This is a genomic window from Pseudarthrobacter sp. GA104, from assembly GCF_009741265.1.
Classification (GTDB): domain Bacteria; phylum Actinomycetota; class Actinomycetes; order Actinomycetales; family Micrococcaceae; genus Arthrobacter.
Genome location: NZ_WOWL01000001.1, coordinates 2,963,408 through 2,980,820 on the forward strand (window position 1 = coordinate 2,963,408; position 17,413 = coordinate 2,980,820).

15 protein-coding genes are annotated in these 17,413 nt (G+C 66.8%); 8 read left to right on the forward strand and 7 right to left on the reverse strand.

Features of this window, described 5'->3' with window-relative positions; genetic code table 11:
• Positions 1 to 80 precede the first annotated feature (80 nt).
• Together GK109_RS13510 and GK109_RS13515 are read right to left on the reverse strand one after the other, a co-directional pair.
• Positions 81 to 2,456, reverse strand: coding sequence for a DEAD/DEAH box helicase (locus GK109_RS13510; protein ID WP_321214382.1), 2,376 nt, complete (start codon positions 2,454 to 2,456; stop codon positions 81 to 83).
• A gap of 79 nt (positions 2,457 to 2,535) precedes the next feature.
• Positions 2,536 to 3,228 carry a GNAT family N-acetyltransferase gene (locus GK109_RS13515; protein ID WP_157241150.1) on the reverse strand — a complete coding sequence of 231 codons (693 nt, stop codon included), beginning with the start codon at positions 3,226 to 3,228 and terminating at the stop codon, positions 2,536 to 2,538.
• A gap of 152 nt (positions 3,229 to 3,380) precedes the next feature.
• On the opposite strand from GK109_RS13515, the gene GK109_RS13520 reads away from it, so the two are divergent.
• Positions 3,381 to 4,274, forward strand: a complete 894-nt coding sequence (locus GK109_RS13520; RefSeq protein ID WP_370460582.1) for a rhodanese-related sulfurtransferase — start codon at positions 3,381 to 3,383, stop codon at positions 4,272 to 4,274.
• Here the strand turns inward: GK109_RS13520 and GK109_RS13525 are convergent.
• Together GK109_RS13525 and GK109_RS13530 are read right to left on the reverse strand one after the other, a co-directional pair.
• Positions 4,271 to 4,870, reverse strand: a complete 600-nt coding sequence (locus GK109_RS13525) for a hypothetical protein (protein WP_157241152.1) — start codon at positions 4,868 to 4,870, stop codon at positions 4,271 to 4,273. The two genes, GK109_RS13520 and GK109_RS13525, sit on opposite strands and share 4 nt — an antisense overlap.
• 50 nt (positions 4,871 to 4,920) lie before the next feature.
• Positions 4,921 to 5,397: a hypothetical protein gene (locus GK109_RS13530; RefSeq protein WP_157241153.1), complete on the reverse strand. Its 477-nt coding sequence runs from the start codon at positions 5,395 to 5,397 to the stop codon at positions 4,921 to 4,923.
• A gap of 65 nt (positions 5,398 to 5,462) precedes the next feature.
• Between GK109_RS13530 and GK109_RS13535 the strand changes: the two genes are divergently transcribed.
• The 5 genes from GK109_RS13535 (at position 5,463) to proC (ending at position 12,572) form a co-directional block, all read left to right on the forward strand.
• A complete protein-coding gene (locus GK109_RS13535; RefSeq protein ID WP_370460583.1) occupies positions 5,463 to 7,130 on the forward strand; it encodes a methyltransferase in 1,668 nt (555 codons plus the stop codon).
• A 115-nt stretch (positions 7,131 to 7,245) separates the two neighbouring features.
• Entirely contained in the window at positions 7,246 to 9,972 is a 2,727-nt protein-coding gene (gene topA, locus GK109_RS13540; protein ID WP_323056719.1) for a type I DNA topoisomerase, read from the forward strand.
• Positions 9,973 to 10,015: 43 nt separating this feature from the next.
• The gene (locus GK109_RS13545) at positions 10,016 to 10,435 is read left to right on the forward strand and encodes an SseB family protein (RefSeq protein WP_157241157.1); all 420 of its coding nucleotides are present in this window, start codon (positions 10,016 to 10,018) and stop codon (positions 10,433 to 10,435) included.
• A 7-nt stretch (positions 10,436 to 10,442) separates the two neighbouring features.
• On the forward strand, positions 10,443 to 11,432 hold the full coding sequence (locus tag GK109_RS13550; RefSeq protein WP_157241159.1) for a Ppx/GppA phosphatase family protein: 990 nt from the start codon (positions 10,443 to 10,445) through the stop codon (positions 11,430 to 11,432).
• Between the two features lie 306 nt (positions 11,433 to 11,738).
• Positions 11,739 to 12,572 (forward strand): pyrroline-5-carboxylate reductase, encoded by an 834-nt coding sequence (gene proC, locus GK109_RS13555; protein ID WP_157241162.1) that lies wholly within the window; start codon positions 11,739 to 11,741, stop codon positions 12,570 to 12,572.
• Positions 12,573 to 12,644: 72 nt separating this feature from the next.
• Here the strand turns inward: proC and GK109_RS13560 are convergent, their stop codons facing one another.
• Together GK109_RS13560 and GK109_RS13565 are read right to left on the reverse strand one after the other, a co-directional pair.
• On the reverse strand, positions 12,645 to 13,283 hold the full coding sequence (locus GK109_RS13560; RefSeq protein WP_171059109.1) for a TrkA family potassium uptake protein: 639 nt from the start codon (positions 13,281 to 13,283) through the stop codon (positions 12,645 to 12,647).
• A 40-nt stretch (positions 13,284 to 13,323) separates the two neighbouring features.
• Positions 13,324 to 14,757 (reverse strand): TrkH family potassium uptake protein, encoded by a 1,434-nt coding sequence (locus tag GK109_RS13565; RefSeq protein WP_157241164.1) that lies wholly within the window; start codon positions 14,755 to 14,757, stop codon positions 13,324 to 13,326.
• 103 nt (positions 14,758 to 14,860) lie between these two features.
• On the opposite strand from GK109_RS13565, the gene GK109_RS13570 reads away from it, so the two are divergent.
• Complete coding sequence (locus tag GK109_RS13570) at positions 14,861 to 16,072, forward strand: acetoin utilization protein AcuC (protein WP_157241166.1); 1,212 nt, start codon at positions 14,861 to 14,863, stop codon at positions 16,070 to 16,072.
• 49 nt (positions 16,073 to 16,121) lie between these two features.
• On the opposite strand, the gene GK109_RS13575 is transcribed toward GK109_RS13570, so the two are convergent.
• Positions 16,122 to 16,598 (reverse strand): hypothetical protein, encoded by a 477-nt coding sequence (locus GK109_RS13575; RefSeq protein WP_157242943.1) that lies wholly within the window; start codon positions 16,596 to 16,598, stop codon positions 16,122 to 16,124.
• A 153-nt stretch (positions 16,599 to 16,751) separates the two neighbouring features.
• On the opposite strand from GK109_RS13575, the gene GK109_RS13580 reads away from it, so the two are divergent.
• Positions 16,752 to 17,357 (forward strand): helix-turn-helix transcriptional regulator, encoded by a 606-nt coding sequence (locus GK109_RS13580; RefSeq protein WP_157241168.1) that lies wholly within the window; start codon positions 16,752 to 16,754, stop codon positions 17,355 to 17,357.
• Positions 17,358 to 17,413: the final 56 nt, after the last annotated feature.

The following is a 17,413-nucleotide window of genomic DNA, read 5'->3' on the forward strand; positions in this document are numbered from 1 at the left end:
CGGGTGTGGCCGGCAGGCGCGGCTCCTGTGTTGGCTTCCCGAATGTCTGCCGGGCAGACCCGGACAAGCGGCCGGCACCGTCAGCGCTGCGCTTCCATCCTCAGGGAGCTGCCCTCGGTGGCGTCCTTGAGCAGGACGTCGAGGAGGGAGACCGCGGCAGCCTTGTCCAGGGGGTTGTTCTTGTTGCCGCATTTCGGTGACTGGACGCAGGAGGGACAGCCGGAATCGCACTCGCAGGCCTTGATGGCGTCCCGGGTGGCCGTGAGCCATACCTTCGCCTTGTCGAAACCCCGTTCGGCGAAACCCGCGCCGCCGGGATGCCCGTCGTACACGAAGATGGTGGGCACCCCGGTGTCCGCATGCAAGGCCGTGGATACCCCGCCGATGTCCCACCGATCGCTTGATGCCACCAAGGGCAGCAGGCCAATGGCCGCATGCTCCGCGGCATGCAGGGCCCCGGGAAACTGCGCTTCGATCAGCCCCGCCCCGGTGAGGGAACGGTTGTCCACCACGAACCAGACGGCCTTGGTGAAGAGATCGCGGGCGCCCAGTTCCAACGGCTCCTCGCCAAGGATTTCGTTGGAGATCAGGGCCTTGCGCTGAAAGGACACCACTTGCGTCGTGACTTTGACATCACCGAAGTGCACCGAAACGTCACCCCACTGCACCGTGCGCTGCGTCTCCAGCACCTCGATCTGGGTGATGTCCCGGGCGGTGGTGTAGTAATCGGGATTGGCGCGGCGCACCATCACGCAGTGGTCATCTTCATTCAGGTCCTCCACGACGTAACTGTCACCCTGATGGATGTAAACAGCGCCAGTGTGGGCCTGGTAGTGGGTCTGCGGGGAATCCATGGTTCCAAGGAGGGACCCGGTTTCGGCATCCACGATGCTCACCGGTCCGCCGCCGTCGGCCCGCAGGTTCACCATGGCTGCCGCGCTCTGCGAGTGTGTCCAGAACCAGCCCGCGGGCCTCCGGCGCAGGTACCCCTGGGCCACCAGCCGGTCCAGGAGGGACTCCGCCGTGCTGCCGAAGAGGTCGAGTTCGGCAGGACCAAGCGGAAGTTCCGCTGCCGCGGCGCACAGGTGTGGACCCAGCACGTAGGGGTTTGAGGGGTCGAAGACAGTTGCTTCCACGGACACGTCGAAAATCGCTTCCGGATGGTTCACCAGGAAGGTGTCCAGGGGATCATCGCTGGCAACAAAGGCCGCGATGGCGTCCTGCCCGGCCCTGCCCGCCCGGCCGATCTGCTGGAACAGGGAGGCGCGCGTCCCCGGCCAGCCCGCCACCAGGACCGCGTCCAGTCCTGAAATGTCGATCCCCAGTTCCAGGGCGGAAGTGCTCGAAACACCCAGGAGCCGCCCCGAACGGAGCGCCTTTTCCACGGCGCGGCGTTCCTCGGGAAGGTACCCGGAACGGTATGCAGCCACCCGCTGCGGCAGGCTGGGGTCCACCTCGTCCAGGAGGCGTTTGGTGATGGAGGAGATGGACTCCGCCCCGCGCCGGGATTTGATGAACGCTATGGTGCGGACCTGGGCCGATACCAGGTTCGCCAGCAGGTCTGCGGTTTCAGCCACAGCCGTCCGCCGCTCCTTGGCGCCGTTTTCGCCCCGAACGTCGGTGAGGGCGGGTTCCCAGAAAGCCACCGTGGTGGCACCGTGCGGCGAGCCGTCCCGGGAAACTGCCCTCACTGGAGCCCCGATCAGCCGGGCGAAGGAGACCTCGGGCTCCGAAGCGGTCGCGGAGGCGGCGATGAATACCGGCTCCGGGTAGGCCGTGCCCGCACCGTAGTACGCGCAGATCCGGCGCAGCCGGCGCATCAGGTTGGCCACATGGGAACCGAATACACCTCGGTAGCTGTGGGCCTCGTCAATGACCACGTAGCGCAGGCGGCGGAAGAACCCGGCCCACCAGGCGTGGTTGGGAAGAATCCCAAAGTGCAGCATGTCCGGGTTGGCAAGGATGAAGTTGGCGTGGTCCCTGATCCAGCGGCGCGAGGCGGGGTCGGTGTCCCCGTCGTAGGTTTCCGCCCGCACGGTGGGCAGTTCCAGGCCCCTGATGGCATTGAGCTGGTCCGCGGCGAGGGCCTTCGTGGGGGACAGGTAGAGCGTCACGGCGCCGTCGTCATGGATCTTCCCGGGCTCGGCCATGACCCGCAGTTCGGAACGGTGGATGGCGTCCAGGGCGGGGAGCTGGTAGGCGAGCGACTTTCCCGATGCGGTTCCGGTGGCCACCACAACGTGTTCGCCGGCGTGGGCGATTCCGGCTGCTTCCACCTGGTGCCGGTAGGGCTCCTGGATGCCCAGGGACCCGTACGCCGCAACCAGGTCCGGATGCACCCACGCGGGCCAGGGCTCGTACTCGGCCTCACGGGCCGGGATAGTGCGGACATGACGCAGCTGCTCCGGTTCCGGGCCGCGGCCCAGCAAGGGAATCAGGGAGTCATGGGGGTTCACCCGAACATTGTTTCACCCGGCAGGGACTTGCGGGCCCCGGTTCGCCGTCGGGGTAACAGTGTGGGGGGAACGGTAAGGCTCAGCTGAGGGAAAGGTCTGAGCCGTCGTGCGAAGCGGACAGCATGAGTACCCGGGACACGGTGGTCCAGCCGAGGTGGGAGTAGAGTTTTTGGCCGTCCGCGGAGGCCAGCAGGAGCCCTTCCTGCACGTCGTGCTCGAAGGCCTTGGCTGCAAGGGCACGCATGATGAAACTGCCCAGGCCCCGGCGCTGGAAGGCCGGTTCCGTGATGATCTTGTCGAACACCGCGGTGTCGCCCACCACGTAAACCCGTCCGCTGGCGGCCAGGGTGTCGCCGGAACGGACCTCTGCGTAGTGGACGCCGTTCTGCGCGGACGTGGTCCAGGTCAGTTCGTCGTCGGAAAGCCAGGGATCCTCGGCGTCCTGGGTCTCCATGTCCACAATCATCATCGCCTGCGAGTCAGATGTGACATTCAGCCCGTGCCTTGCGGCCAAGGCCGAGTAGCGGGCTGTGTCATTGGTCAGGATGGTGAGGACCCTGGCCGGAACTTCGGCCGTCTTGGCGGCCAGCGCCGCGAACTCATCGTCCGTGGGCTCGGACGCGAAGAATTCCCATTCGCCGCTGGTATCCGCCCGCAGCACGGCGGGAAAGCGGCCCTCGGTGGATGTCCTGTAGCCGCGGCAACCGGCCCAGCCCGCCACCCACACCTCAAGAAGGCCAGTGATGTCTTCAACCATGGTTTCCGGGGTCATGGGATGAGAATATTCCAGCCCGATCTTAAGCAACAGGGGGTGGCAGAGAGCTTATGCAATCGTGATGAGCCGAAAACGCCACGGACCTTCGCGGAAGCTGGAGCGGACCGGCCGGCACCGTCGCCGCGGACCGTGCCGGTACCCTTAAATACGTGGCTTTGAACCGAATTGTGCTTTTTTACGGCTTTACCCCGATCGCGGACCCCGAGGCGGTACGGCTATGGCAGCGCGCGCTGTGCGAGAAGCTCGGGCTGACCGGACGCATCCTGATCTCCAAGGACGGCATCAACGCGACTGTCGGCGGGGAGATCGGCGCGGTCAAACAGTACGTGAAGACCACCCGCGAGTACAGGGGCTTCCGCGGCATCGACGTGAAATGGTCCGACGGCGGTGCCGAGGACTTCCCCCGGCTCAGCGTCAAGGTCCGGGACGAGATTGTCTCCTTCGGCGCGCCCGGGGAACTCAAAGTGGACGAGAACGGCGTGGTTGGCGGCGGTACGCACCTCAAGCCGGAGGAACTGCACGAGCTGGTGGACAGCAAGAAGGAAGCCGGGGAGGACGTTGTCTTCTTCGACGGCCGGAATGCCTTCGAAGCCCGGATCGGCCGCTTCAAGGACGCGATCGTCCCCGATGTCGCCACGACCCACGACTTCATCCAGGAGCTGGAGTCCGGCAAGTATGACGACCTCAAGGACAAACCCGTGGTCACCTACTGCACCGGCGGCATCCGCTGCGAGGTGCTGTCCAGCCTCATGGTGAACCGGGGTTTCAAGGAGGTGTACCAGCTGGACGGCGGCATTGTCCGCTACGGCGAAACATTCAAGGACCAGGGGCTCTGGGAAGGCTCGCTCTACGTCTTCGACAAGCGCATGCACCTGGAATTCAGCGAGGACGCCAAGACCATCGGCGAATGCACCCGCTGCTCGGCGCCCACCAGCAAGTTCGAGAACTGCTCAAACCCCAGCTGCCGGACCCTCACCCTGTACTGCGCCGACTGCGCATCCAGCCCGGAAACCCTGCGCTGCCCCGACGGGTGCGCAGCCTAGGGAACGGGTGGCGAGAGAAGCCGCAGCCGGTAGGCGTAGTTGGCGCCGGTCCGGGCTTCCACCCTGATGGTGAGGGCTGTCTCCGAGGAAAGATAAATAACGTTCTCCCGGTTGATCCCGCACCGGAGCCCCAGATCCACCAGCGTGAGCGACTCGCTGCGGACGGTGAACGTCACACGCCGCTGGCTGCGGCACGCCAGGGCCAGCGCGTACGTGCCGGTCCCCAGGACGGGCGTCGACTCGGCCCGGATTTCCCCGGCTGCCATGAGCCCTGCCCTGGCGTGGGCCACCGGCTGCCCTGTGTCCGGCAGCGTCCGGGTTACCCAAGCGCCAAGCTCAGCCTCGCTGACGGGGTCGTTCTGCAGCGGGTCGCGCGTGAACACCGGCCCGGGAAGCCGCGTCGGCTCTGCCTCGACGGGCCCCGGAAGGCTGCGGCCGTCGTCGTACGTATACTCGCAGCCGCCCAGCACCATCGCGGCGGCCAGCGCAGCAATGACGACGGCGGCGCCCGGCTTCCGGGCCAGCGGCACCGGCGCTGTGCGCACGCGGGGCGTCCGCACGGTACAAGGCGCGGAGGCGATCCGCACACTGGGCATAGTCAGACTGTATGCCCGCCGCCATCGGCGGGCCAGAGCCGAAGGTACCGTTATCCGGCGGGTTCCAGCCGGTACGCGTAGATGAGGGGCGCGTCCACGCTGGAAGCGCTGATTTCCAGGGTGCCGGCCTTGGGCAGGGTGATTTTGGTTGTCTCCCGGCTGCCGTTGCACGCCGCTCCTGCGTCCGCCAGCATCGCTCCATCAAGTGATACGGCGAAGAAGGCCTTGCCGCCGCCATCGCACGTTGCGGTCAGGATGTAGCGCCCTGCCGGAACATCGGCGGCTTCCTTAATAATGCGGTTCCGGTTGAGGATCTTGCCGGCGTCCTCGATGACGGCGCCCGGCGCCGGGGGCAGCGCGGTTGCCTGCCACTGGGGGACGTCCGCGTTTTCGACGGAAACCACGGGTGAGCAGCCGGCCAGGGCAAGGGCGGCCGCACCTGCCAAGGCTCCGGACCACGGCAACAGGCGGGGGCGCCCCGCCGGCTGGAGCCGGGCGCGCAGAAGGACGGCAAAACTTGAAGGCATGGTTCCACGCTACCGCGTCAACGCAGCCCGCAATGCCCCGCAGCCCGCCGGACTAAACTTGAGCGGTGCCTGAATCCCCGTACGAGTTCACCGCCGGCAACACCCCGGAGGCCCCCCGCAGCGACCAGCCGGAGCTGCTCGCCGCCCTCGCCGCGGACCTGCGCCGGCTCGACTACACGCCCGACGGTGTCGCCCGGTTCCTGGGCCCCGCCGCCTCCGCAGCGCTGGACCGGGACCAGACCATCCCGGCCCTGCTCGCCGCCGACCGCGCCGTGCGGCAGGACGAAGCAAACAAGGCGCTCGCCGCCGTCGTCCGCCTCTGGCTTCTCGCCGAGCCGCAGGCGGCGGAGACGCTCGACGCCGCCCTTCCCGGCATCCGTGCGGAAGGCCTGCTCACGCTGGGGCTGGTTGAACCCGTTCCAGGCCCAGGGCTGCTGGCAGCGAAGGTGGACCTGCGGCCCTACGGCTGGCACGGCACCGCCGGGGACAACGCAGCCGGCGGCGGCACGGAACTCTGGGTGGCCAGCGACCTGGCGGCGCACCAGCAGGAAGGGGTGCTCCGGCACGACCACGTCCTGGGCATCGGCCATGCCTCCACCACGCTGGTGCAGACCACCGCCCGCCGCCGCGCCGAACGCGCCCTGGACCTCGGCACGGGCTGCGGCATCCAGACGTTCCACCTGCTCCAGCACTGCCGGCACGTCACCGCCACGGACATCTCCGAACGCGCCCTGGCCTTCACCCGCTTCAACATCCTCCTCAATGCGCAGGCCCTCTCCGTTGATCCCGCGCGGCTTGCGGACCGGGTCAGCCTGCGCCTGGGCTCACTCCTGGACCCCGTCGAGGGCGAGGAGTTCGGGCTGGTGGTGTCCAACCCTCCGTTCGTGATCACGCCGCGCAGCGCAGGGGAGGACGCCGCAGGGCAGTTCACGTACCGCGACGGCGGCCTGCCGGGCGATGAGATCGTGGCGGCCCTCGTTGCCGGCTTGCCACACGTCCTGACACCCGGCGGAACAGCCCAGCTTTTAGGCAACTGGGAGGTCATTAAGGGAACGTCATGGCAGGAACGGCCGCAAAGCTGGGCCGGTCCGGGCGTTGACGCCTGGTTTATCCAGCGCGAGCAGGTGGGGCCGGAACAGTATGCGGAAACATGGCTGCGCGACGCCTCGGAGGGCCGGGACCGGCAGCACTACCGGGAGGCCTACGCCGCCTACCTCGCAGACTTCGAATCCAGGAACGTGGAGGGCATCGGTTTCGGCATGGTCTGGCTGCGCCGTCCGGTTGAACCGGGCCCTGCCCGCATCAGCCGGTTCGAGGAAATCACGTACCCCATTGAGCAGCCCATCGGACCCCACCTGGGGGCCGCCGTCGAACGCATCGACTGGCTGGCCGTGCACGCCCTGGAGGATGCGCACCTGCTGGTGGCGGACGACGTCACGGAGGAGCGCCACCAGCGGCCGGGCGCCGAGCACCCGGGGGTCATCCTGCTGCGCCAGGGCGCCGGCCTGCGCCGTACCAACCTGCTCAGCACCGAGCTGGCCGGCTTCGTTTCAGCGTGCGACGGCGACCTGACCGCCGGCCAGATCGCCGGGGCGCTGGAGGCGCTGCTGGGCGGCGGAATGGCGGGGGAGGAGGGGTTCGACGCCGGCTCGTTCCGGACCGGGCTGCTCACCGAAGTGGCCAATCTGGTCCGCGACGGTTTCCTGATCCCGGCCGCGGAACAGGGCGCCTAAGACCTGCAGGGGAACCCCCTACTTTTCCACATGGATGCGCACATTTCTGCAAAATATGGTGAACTAGGCCAGTATGGGCGCATCTGCCCGAGCAACCTTTTTCTGTAGGAGCACCGTGCCAAGCAAGGCCAAAACCGGCAAGAAACTCGTGATTGTGGAGTCTCCGGCCAAGAGCAAGACCATCGCCAAGTACCTGGGCGAGGGCTTCATCGTAGAGGCCTCCATTGGTCACATCCGCGACCTTCCCCAGCCGTCCGAACTCCCCGCTGAGCTGAAGAAGACCTCGGTGGGCAAGTTCGCCGTCGACATTGAACACGACTTCAAGCCGTACTACGTGGTCTCCCCGGACAAAAAGAAAAAGGTGACTGAGCTCAAGGCCGCGCTCAAGGACGCCGACGAACTTTACCTCGCAACCGATGGGGACCGCGAGGGCGAAGCCATCGCGTGGCACCTGCTCGAAGTGCTCAAGCCCAAGGTCCCGGTCTACCGGATGACCTTCGGTGAAATCACCAAGGAAGCCATCCAGCGCGCCATGGGCAACCTGCGCGATGTGGACACCGCGCTGGTGGATGCGCAGGAGACCCGCCGCGTCCTGGACCGGCTGTACGGCTACGAGATTTCCCCGGTGCTGTGGCGCAAGGTGGCCCGCGGCTTGTCCGCCGGCCGCGTGCAGTCCGTGGTGACCCGCATGGTGGTGGACCGCGAACGCGAACGGATGGCCTTCAAAGCCGCCTCGTACTGGGACCTCACGGGCCAGTTCGGCGCAGACGCCGGCTCGTTCAAAGCGAAGCTCGCCGCCGTGGACGGCGCCAAGGTAGCCAGCGGCCGGGACTTCAACGACGACGGCGTCCTCACCTCGAAGAACGTCGCCCACCTCAATGAGGAGCTGGCTGCGTCCCTGGCGGCCGGGCTGCAGGATGCTTCGTTCACCGTCCGGTCCGTCGACACCAAGCCGTACACCCGCCGTCCGGCTGCGCCGTTCACCACCTCCACGCTGCAGCAGGAGGCAGGCCGCAAGCTGCGTTTCTCCTCGAAGAGCACCATGCAGGTGGCCCAGCGGCTCTACGAAAACGGCTACATCACCTACATGCGTACGGACTCGTCCGCGCTGAGCGACGAAGCCGTCACCGCTGCCCGCCGCCAGGCCTCGGAGCTGTACGGCCCGGAGTACATCCCGCAGTCCCCGCGTGTGTACACCGGCAAGGCCGCCAACGCCCAGGAAGCGCACGAGGCCATCCGTCCCGCCGGCGACTCGTTCCGCACCCCCGCCCAGGTGGCCAAGCAGCTCTCCGGCGACGAATTCCGGCTCTACGAGCTGATCTGGAAGCGCACCGTCGCCTCCCAGATGGCTGACGCCAAGGGCTCCACGGCCACCATCCGCCTGGGCGCCGTGTCCGCTGACGGGCGGGACGCGGAGTTCTCCGCGTCCGGCACAGTGATTACCTTCCCCGGCTTCCTTGCCGCCTACGAGGAAGGCAAGGACGAGACCCGCGGCGACGACGACTCCGACGAAGCCCGCCGCCTCCCCAATGTGGCCAAGGGCGACGCCCTCAAGGCGTCCGACATCATCGCCGTGGGCCACGAGACCTCGCCGCCGCCGCGCTACACGGAAGCATCGCTGACGGCGGAGCTGGAGAAGAAGGGCATCGGCCGCCCGTCCACTTACGCCTCCACCATCTCCACCATCCAGGACCGCGGCTACGTCCGGAAACAGGGCTCGGCCCTGGTCCCCAGCTGGATCGCCTTCTCCGTCATCAGGTTGCTGGAGCAGCACTTCAGCGACTATGTGGACTATGAGTTCACTGCGGACATGGAAGGCGACCTGGACAAGATCGCCAACGGCCAGGCCGTGGGCGCCTCCTGGCTGCGGCACTTCTACTTCGGCGAGGACTCGGATCCGGGCCTGCTGAGCATCGTGAACAACCTCGGCGAAATCGACGCGCGGGAAATCAACTCCATTCCCATCACGGACCAGATCACGCTCCGGGTGGGCAAGTTCGGCCCGTACCTGGAAAGCTCAGCCGCCACTGTTGACCCGAAGACGGGGGAGATCGTGGAGTCGCCCCGGGCCAACGTGCCGGAGGACCTGGCTCCGGACGAGCTGACCGCTGCCAAGGCCATTGAGCTGATGGAGACCGCTGCCCCCGAGGAACGCGTGCTGGGCACGGACCCGCACACCGGCCACACCGTTGTTGCCAAGAACGGCCGCTACGGCGCCTACGTCACCGAGATCATCCCGGAGATGACCGAGGAGCAAATCGCTGCGCAGCCGGTGGAGTACTACAAGAACGGCAAGCCCAAGCCGCCCAAGAAGCCCGTCAAGGCCAAACCGCGAACGGGCTCGCTGTTCAAGTCCATGACCGTTGAGTCGGTAACGCTGGACGAGGCCCTGCAGCTCATGAGCCTCCCCCGCGTCCTGGGCGAGGACGCCGAAGGCAACCTCATCACGGTGCAGAACGGCCGGTTCGGTCCATACCTGAAGAAGGGAACCGACTCCCGGTCCATCGGCTCGGAGGAGGAGATCTTCACCATCACGCTGGACCAGGCGCTGGAGATCTACTCCCAGCCGAAACAGCGCGGAGCCCGGGCTGCCGTCCCGCCGCTGGCGGAGTTCGGCCCGGACCCCGTGTCGGAGAAGAACATCGTGGTGAAGGAAGGCCGGTTCGGCCCCTACATCACGGACGGGATCACCAACATCACCGTCCCGCGGGCCACCTCCCTGGAGGAACTGACGCGCGAGCAGGCCGTGGAGCTCCTGGCCGAGAAGCGCGCCAAGGGCCCGGTAAAGCGCACGGCCACCCGCAAGGCGCCGGCCAAGAAAAAGGCCACCGCGAAGAAGTAGCCGGGCGTTTGCATGCCGCACGGGATCGTGATCGGGTAGAGGGATGACTGAACAGCCTGCGCACACGGATCTCCAGCCCCTGAACGACCTCGAGGAAAAGCTCGCCAAGGGCGGGCAGCCCGACGCCAGCCCGGTGGACGTCATCCTGTCCTTCCTGAACAGCGAGGTCTACATCATCAGTTCGGACGGCATCGAGGGCGAGGACTCCCAGGTGGAGCCGCTGGTCCTGGGCAATGCCGACGGCGATCCCGTGCTTGCCGTCTTCTCGCACCCCAGCCGCGTGGACCAGCAGTACCTTGACGCTGCGCCGAACGTGCTGGGCACCCAGGGCGCAGCCATCATCGCGAACATCGGCGAGGAGCTGGGCATGGTTATCAACCCGGGCGCCGCCTACGGGTTCGAGATCAACCCTGAGGGCGTGGCCAACATCAAGCGCGACTTCAAGCGGGCTGACGAGCAATAATGTCACCATGCGGCTAGGCGTCCTCGATATCGGGTCCAATACTGTCCATCTCCTCCTGGTGGACGCCCACCCCGGCGCGCGCCCGGTACCTTTCGCCTCGCATAAGCGGCCGCTGTCCCTGGTCCAGTACCTGGAACCGGACGGCAGCATCAACGACGCCGGCCAGCACGAGCTCACCGAATTTGTGCTGGAAGCCTGGGAGTTTGCCGCCAGGCACAAGGCCGAGGACCTCCTGGCGTTCTGTACGTCGGCCATCCGCGAGGCCACCAACGGCCCTGAAGTCCTGGCGCGCGTAAAACACGAAACCACTGTGACGCTGCAGGAGCTCACCGGCAGCGAAGAAGCGTCGATGACCTTTTTTGCCGTCAGGCGCTGGCACGGCTGGGGCGCCGGGCCCATCCTCAACCTGGACATCGGCGGCGGCTCCTTTGAGATGGCTTTCGGCCAGGACGAACTTCCGGAGGTTGCCACCTCCGTGCCGCTGGGTGCCAGCCGGCTCACCAGGGACTGGCTATCCGAGGATCCGCCGTCAGCCAAGAGCGTCAAGGAACTGCGGCGGTACATCCAGGCCACCCTCAAGCCCGCGGTGCGGGAATTCGACGGGCTGGGCCGTGCCAACGTCGTGGCGGGAACATCCAAGACCTTCCGCTCCCTTGCACGGATCGCCGGCGCGGCCCCGAGCGCGGCCGGCCCGTACGTCAAGCGGGAGCTCCGTGCGACGGACCTTGGAGTGTGGGCGCAGCGCATCTCGGCGATGAAGGCCGAGGACCGGCTGCACCTGCCGGGGGTTTCCGAGGCACGTGCCCATCAGCTGCTGGCCGGAGCACTCGTTGCCGAGGCCGCGCTGGAGCTCTTCAGGTTCAAGAAGCTCCGGATCTGCCCCTGGGCCCTGCGTGAAGGCCTGATCCTGCGCCGGCTGGACCAGCTGGTGTTTTCGGGGCCGCTGGAGCCTGCGCCCCACGTGGCGGCGCCGCAGGCTGTCGAAGCCCCGGCCTAGGGCCCTGCCGGACGGTGCCCGCGGCACACGAGCCGGTTAAAAGCGGAAGCACCGGCGTCCACAACAGGAAAATGGGGGAAAACCTGTTGCCGACCGCCGGTGCCCTGGCAGGGATCCCCATCCCTGCCGCATCACTCGCACCCTCAATGAGGTAATAACTACGTTAGGACCCCAAGTTGTGAGGTACCTGCGCCTTACATGTGAGCCACATGTGAGTGCATTTCAGCCGGTTCCCTGGTTACCGGGTTGTCCACCCGGTGGTCATCATTTTCGGCGCCGGCGGGGCCTAACTGTAATGATGGAGCCATGAGCAACCGAATCGCCTTCCTGGGCTGTGGATCCATGAACGAAGCAATTCTGAGTGGCCTGCTGGAAGCGGGGACGGATCCCGCGGACGTCGTCGCAACGGTCCGGCGTGCGGGGCGTGCCGCGGAACTGGCCGAGCGGCACCACGGCGTGACCGCGATTGCCGGTGAGGAGGAGCCGGACAACAACAAACAGGCAACCAAGGGCTCCGGCGTTGTCATCCTTGGCGTCAAGCCTGTTGGCATCCTTGACCTTGCGCGGGAGGTCAGCCGCTCCCTCTCACCAACCGCCGTGGTGGTCAGCGTGGCTGCCGCGGTGTCCATCGCCCAGCTCGAGGCCGCACTGCCGGCGGGGCAGCCGGTAATCCGCGCCATGCCCAATACACCGGCGAAGCTGGGCCGCGGCGTGGTGTCGGTGTCGCCGGGGACGCACTGCACCCCGGAGCAGCTTCAAAAGGTCAAGGACGTCCTGCGGGGTGCGGGAACAGTGGTGGAGGTCCCGGAGGAGCAGGTGGACGCGGTCTCGGCCATCAGCGGCTCCGGACCCGCCTACGCGTTCTACCTGGCGGAAGCAATGGCGGCAGCCGGCCGGGAACTGGGCCTGGATCCGGAACTGTCCGTTCTCCTTGCCAGGGAAACCGTGGCCGGGGCCGGCTTCATGCTGGCCGAGCCCGGGGCGGATCCAACGGCGCTGCGCAAGGCAGTGACCAGCCCGAACGGCACCACTGAACGGGCCATCGCCACCTTTGACGAGCGGGGCCTTCCCGCCATCATTGTGGCCGGTGCCCGCGCGGCTACGGAGCGGGCAGCCGAAATCACCAGGCAGCTCGGCTAGTCCCCACCCGCTCCCTAACCTCGCAAGCTCGGCCAGGGAACCCGGCGGGCGTGGGCCCAGGCGCCCGTGCAATTACGGCCGGGCAGCGAACCGTTCCAGCAGGTCCACGTGGCCGGACACGATCAGCATGTCCCGGGAGGACACCTTGGTCTCCGGGCGGGCATAGGTGAAGTCCTCGCCGGGCGACTTCACGCCCACGATCGTCACGCCGTACTTGGAACGGACCTTTGACTCGTCCAGGGTGAACCCCACCGTTTCGCGCGGCGGGTACATTTTCACGATCGCGAAGTCGTCGTCGAACTCAATGAAGTCCAGCATCCGGCCGGACACCAGGTGGGCTGCGCGGACGCCGGCGTCGGCCTCCGGATAAATCACATGGTTGGCGCCGATCCGGGTGAGGATCTTGCCGTGGGACGGCGTAATCGCCTTGACCCACAGGTGCTCGATGCCAAGGTCCACCAGGTTGACCGTGATCAGCACGGAGGACTCGATGGACGTGCCCACGCCCACGACGGCGGAGCTGAACTCCTGCGCGCCGAGCTGGCGGAGCGCATCGATGTTGGTGGCGTCGGCCTCCACCACGTGGGTCAGCAGCGGTGCCCACTTCTGCACCAGGGACCGGTCCCGTTCAATAGCCAGGACTTCCCGGCCCTGCTTGACCAGCTGTTCTGCCGTGGATGAACCGAAGCGGCCCAGCCCGATCACCAGCACTGGAGCGTTGTGGGCGGGGCGCCGGGGGGCGTCTGGGGAACTAGCCAATGATCGGCCTCTCTTCGGGATAGTGGTACAACTGGCTGCGCTGGCGGAGGGCCAGGGCGGCCGCCAGGGTCACGGTGCCGACGCGGCCGGCGAACATCAGGGCGGCAAGGACGTAAACGCCCGCCGGCGGCACCTCTGCGCTGAGGTTGGTGCTGAGACCCACGGTGGCGAAAGCCGAAATGGTCTCGAACAGCACCCGGTCCAGGGACGCCCCGCTGATGTGCAGCAGGAGGAAGGCGGACACGGACACCAGGGTGGCGCCCGCGACGATCACGGAGATGGCAACGCGCATGGTGCCCTGCGGGATGGTCCTGCCGTAGACCTGCACGTCGGTGTCGCCCCTGGCCTCCGCCACGATCGCCAGGAACATCACGGCGATGGTGGTGACCTTGATGCCGCCGGCCGTGGATGCCGAGCCGCCGCCGGCGAACATGAGCGCGTCGGTCAAGAGCATGGTGGTGGACTCCATCTGGTTCTGGTCCACCAGGTTGAAGCCGCCGGACCGCATCATCACGGAGGCGAACAGGGCATGCGTCACCTTGTCATCGAAATCCATGGTCCCGATGGTCCGCAGGTTGTCCCACTCCATCAAAGCCCACAGGAAAGTGCCGGCAAACAGGAGGATGAAGGATACCTGGATGGTGAGCTTGGTGTGGAGGTTCCACTTCTTCCAGTTCAGCCCGTTCTGCTGGAGGACCATCACCACGGGAAACCCGAGGCTTCCCAGGAAGACGCCGAGCATCAGCGGGACCAGGATCCAAAGGTCCGTTTCGTAAGGCACGATCCCATCCGAATGCGGGGTAAAACCGGCATTGTTGAAGGACGAGATGGAGTAGAAGATCCCGTGCCACACGGACTGCCAGAACGGCTCTCCCAGGGTCAGGAACCGCGGGACAAGGGCAAGCGCCAGCATTCCTTCGATCACCACTGATGTTGTGATGACGATCCGCAGTAGGGTGCCCACCTCGCCCAGGCGGCCTGCGTTGTTCATGGATTCCGCGGCGATGATTTTCCCCCGCACGCCCAGCCGCTTGCTGACCATCAGGGCAAGCAAGGAGGCCAGGGTCAGCGTGCCCAGGCCTCCAATGAAGACGCCCACCAGGATCACCAGCTGCCCGAAGAAGGACCAGTGGACCGCCGTCGACACCACGGTCAGGCCGGTGACGCACACGGCCGAAACTGCCGTGAACAGCGCCTGGTGGACCGGGGTGGGCGTGCCGGCGGCGGACGAGACCGGCAGCGAGAGGATGAGTGTGAAGACCAGGCAGACGGCGGCGAACACCGTCAGGGCAAGCCGGGCCGGGGAGGTGTTTGCGATGTCGTCAATGAAGTCGCGCAGCCGCGTAAGGATCCAGAGGCCTTCCCGCTCCTGCGCTGCGGGATGCCAGCTGGCCGGGTTCCGGGGCCTCGACTGGCTTTGCGTCATGTGTGGCTTTTCCTCGGTAGAAACTGCTTCCCTCAGTAGTAAACCACTAATGCGGCGTTATGGCCGGGCAGGAGGGGCCGCCGGCTCAGGTAGCCTGTGATTGATGACATACCTCCCGGGTCTCAGCCAGCCCGCGCCCCCAACGGTGGTGGCGTGGAGTTCTGACATGACTGCCTACAATTTCGGTCCGGGCCATCCGATGGCGCCGGAGCGGATGGACCTGACAGCCCGCCTGGCCGGCAGCCTGGGTTTGTTCGGCCTGGACCACGTCGTGGTGGAAGCGCCCGAAGTGGCGGACGACGCCGCGCTGGAGTCGGTGCATTCCGCAGACTTTGTTGCGGCGGTCCGCAGGGTCAGCGCCAACCCGGCGGAGCCCGATGAGGCCCGCGGGCTGGGCACGGAAGACGATCCCGCCTTCGCCGGCATGCATGAGGCGGCAGCCCGGCTGGCCGGCGGTTCGCTGCTGTCAGCTTCCCGGATCCTGGACGGCTCCGCGCTGCACGCGGTTAACTTCGGCGGCGGCATGCACCATGCCGCCCGCGAACGGGCCAGCGGGTTCTGCATCTATAACGACGCTGCACTCGCCGTGCAGAAGCTGCTCGACGGCGGCATCAGCAAGGTGGCATATATCGACGTCGACGCCCACCACGGGGACGGGACGGAGAGCATCTTCTGGAATGATCCCCGTGTGCTCACCATTTCGCTGCACGAGAGCGGCCTTACGCTCTTCCCCGGAACCGGATTCGCCAATGAGATCGGCGGTCCGCAGGCCGAGGGGACGGCGGTGAATGTCGCCCTGCCGTCAGGGACGGGGGATGCCGGCTGGCTTCGCGCCTTCCACGCGGTGGTGCCGCAGCTGGTGGCCGCTTTCCAGCCGGAGGTGATCGTCAGCCAGCACGGGTGCGACTCCCACCGCACGGACCCGCTGACACACCTCAACCTCAGCGTTGACGGGCAGCGGGAGGCCGCCTCCGCCGTCGGCAGTCTCGCCGCCCGGCACTGCGACAACCGCTGGATCGCCACCGGGGGCGGCGGGTACAACGTTACGGACGTGGTCCCGCGGTCCTGGAGCCACCTGATTGCCATCGCGTCAGGGCGGCCCGTGCCGCTGCGCACTCCCGTCCCGGAGGACTGGCGCGCCTATGTCCTGGCAAAGTTCGGCAGGGACGCCCCCCTCCTGATGGGCGACGACGTGGAACTGTGGTGGCGGTCCTGGGAAGTGGGCTTCGACCCCAACGATGCCGTGGACAGGACGGTCATGGCCACGAGGAAGGCAGTCTTCCCGCTCCACGGGCTGGACCCCTGGTTCGACTGACCGCGGGTTCGACCAGTGCCGGTTCAACTTCCTTGCGCTGATTGCCTGGTCAGCTGCTCGGCTTTTCCGTCTGGAACACCACCCCGGCAGCGCCGATGAGCCAGCCCAGCAGGGACAAAGCGAAAGCGCCGATCAGGTCCGTTGATGCCGTCCCTTTGGCCAGCCAGAGCAACAGGACGGCCAGGCCCACGGCGAGGTAGACCAGGATCGCTGCAATGATCCGCCCGGACAACCTGGCTGTGATCTCGGCAGGATTGAAGGCCGCGGGCCTGCCCGGCTCCCGCTGAAGCTCGTCCCGACGGACCTCGGCGATGGTAAATCCCAAGGCCGACGCCGTCAGCGAACTCAACGACGTGGCGAGGACTCCGGCCGCCGTGACCAGGGCCCCGTTGAGCGGCGGCGCCACCGTGCGTCCGTCCGGCACCCAGAATCCGACGCGCAGCAGCACCGCGCCCCAGACCGCCACGAAAAAGCCCAGGAACACGAACGCGATGATATTGAACAGTTGCTGGCGAAGGAACTCCATCACCACCCACCCCTCAAACCGTGGTGGCCGCCGCGCGGGAATCCGGGCAGCAGTGACACCGTTCTAGCACTGCCGGGAAACCGGGGCAATGGTGACGGGTACCGGCCGAAATAGTTGATGCCTTTGGGCGTATATGTCGCTAGGGTGGGAGGCATGGTGACAGACGACGTATTTGCCGTCATAGCGGAATCGACCCGGCGGGACATCCTCGTCTCCCTCCGTTCCGGAGACAAGGCCGTGGGCGAACTGGTGGAGGAACTGGCGGCAAGCCAGCCCACCATTTCCAAGCACCTCAAAGTCCTCCGCGAAGCCCAGCTGGTGAGCATGAGGGCCCAGGGGCAGAAGCGCTACTACGCACTGAACCGTAAGCCGCTGGAGGGGATTGCCAGCTGGCTGGAAACGCTCGACGTCGGTTCGGCGGCACCGGCGCCGGCTGCGGCAGCCGGCGCGGCCCCGGCCGCAGCCACTGACGCCAAGCGGGCCGAACCTGCGCCCGCGCAAGCCAGGAAGGCGGCTGCCGCACACAAGGAGGCCGCGACCGCCGGCGCAGTAGCGGCCGAGGCTGTGTCCGCCGGAGTCTTGGCGAGGGACGGTGCGGACCTGAGTCCCGCCGTCGTGATTCCCGGCGGAACCACCGCGCCACTGAGTGATGACAGCGTGCCCCAGCAGATCGGCAGGACCGTGGGGCGCGCCGCCACCAAGGCCGCGGATCTCCTGGCCAACCTCCCCAACCTGCCGAAGTTCGGCCGGAAGAAGTAGCTCTTAATCCAACTGACTCGCAGTTGACGCATTCAAATCCGGATTTCGGTGCGTTA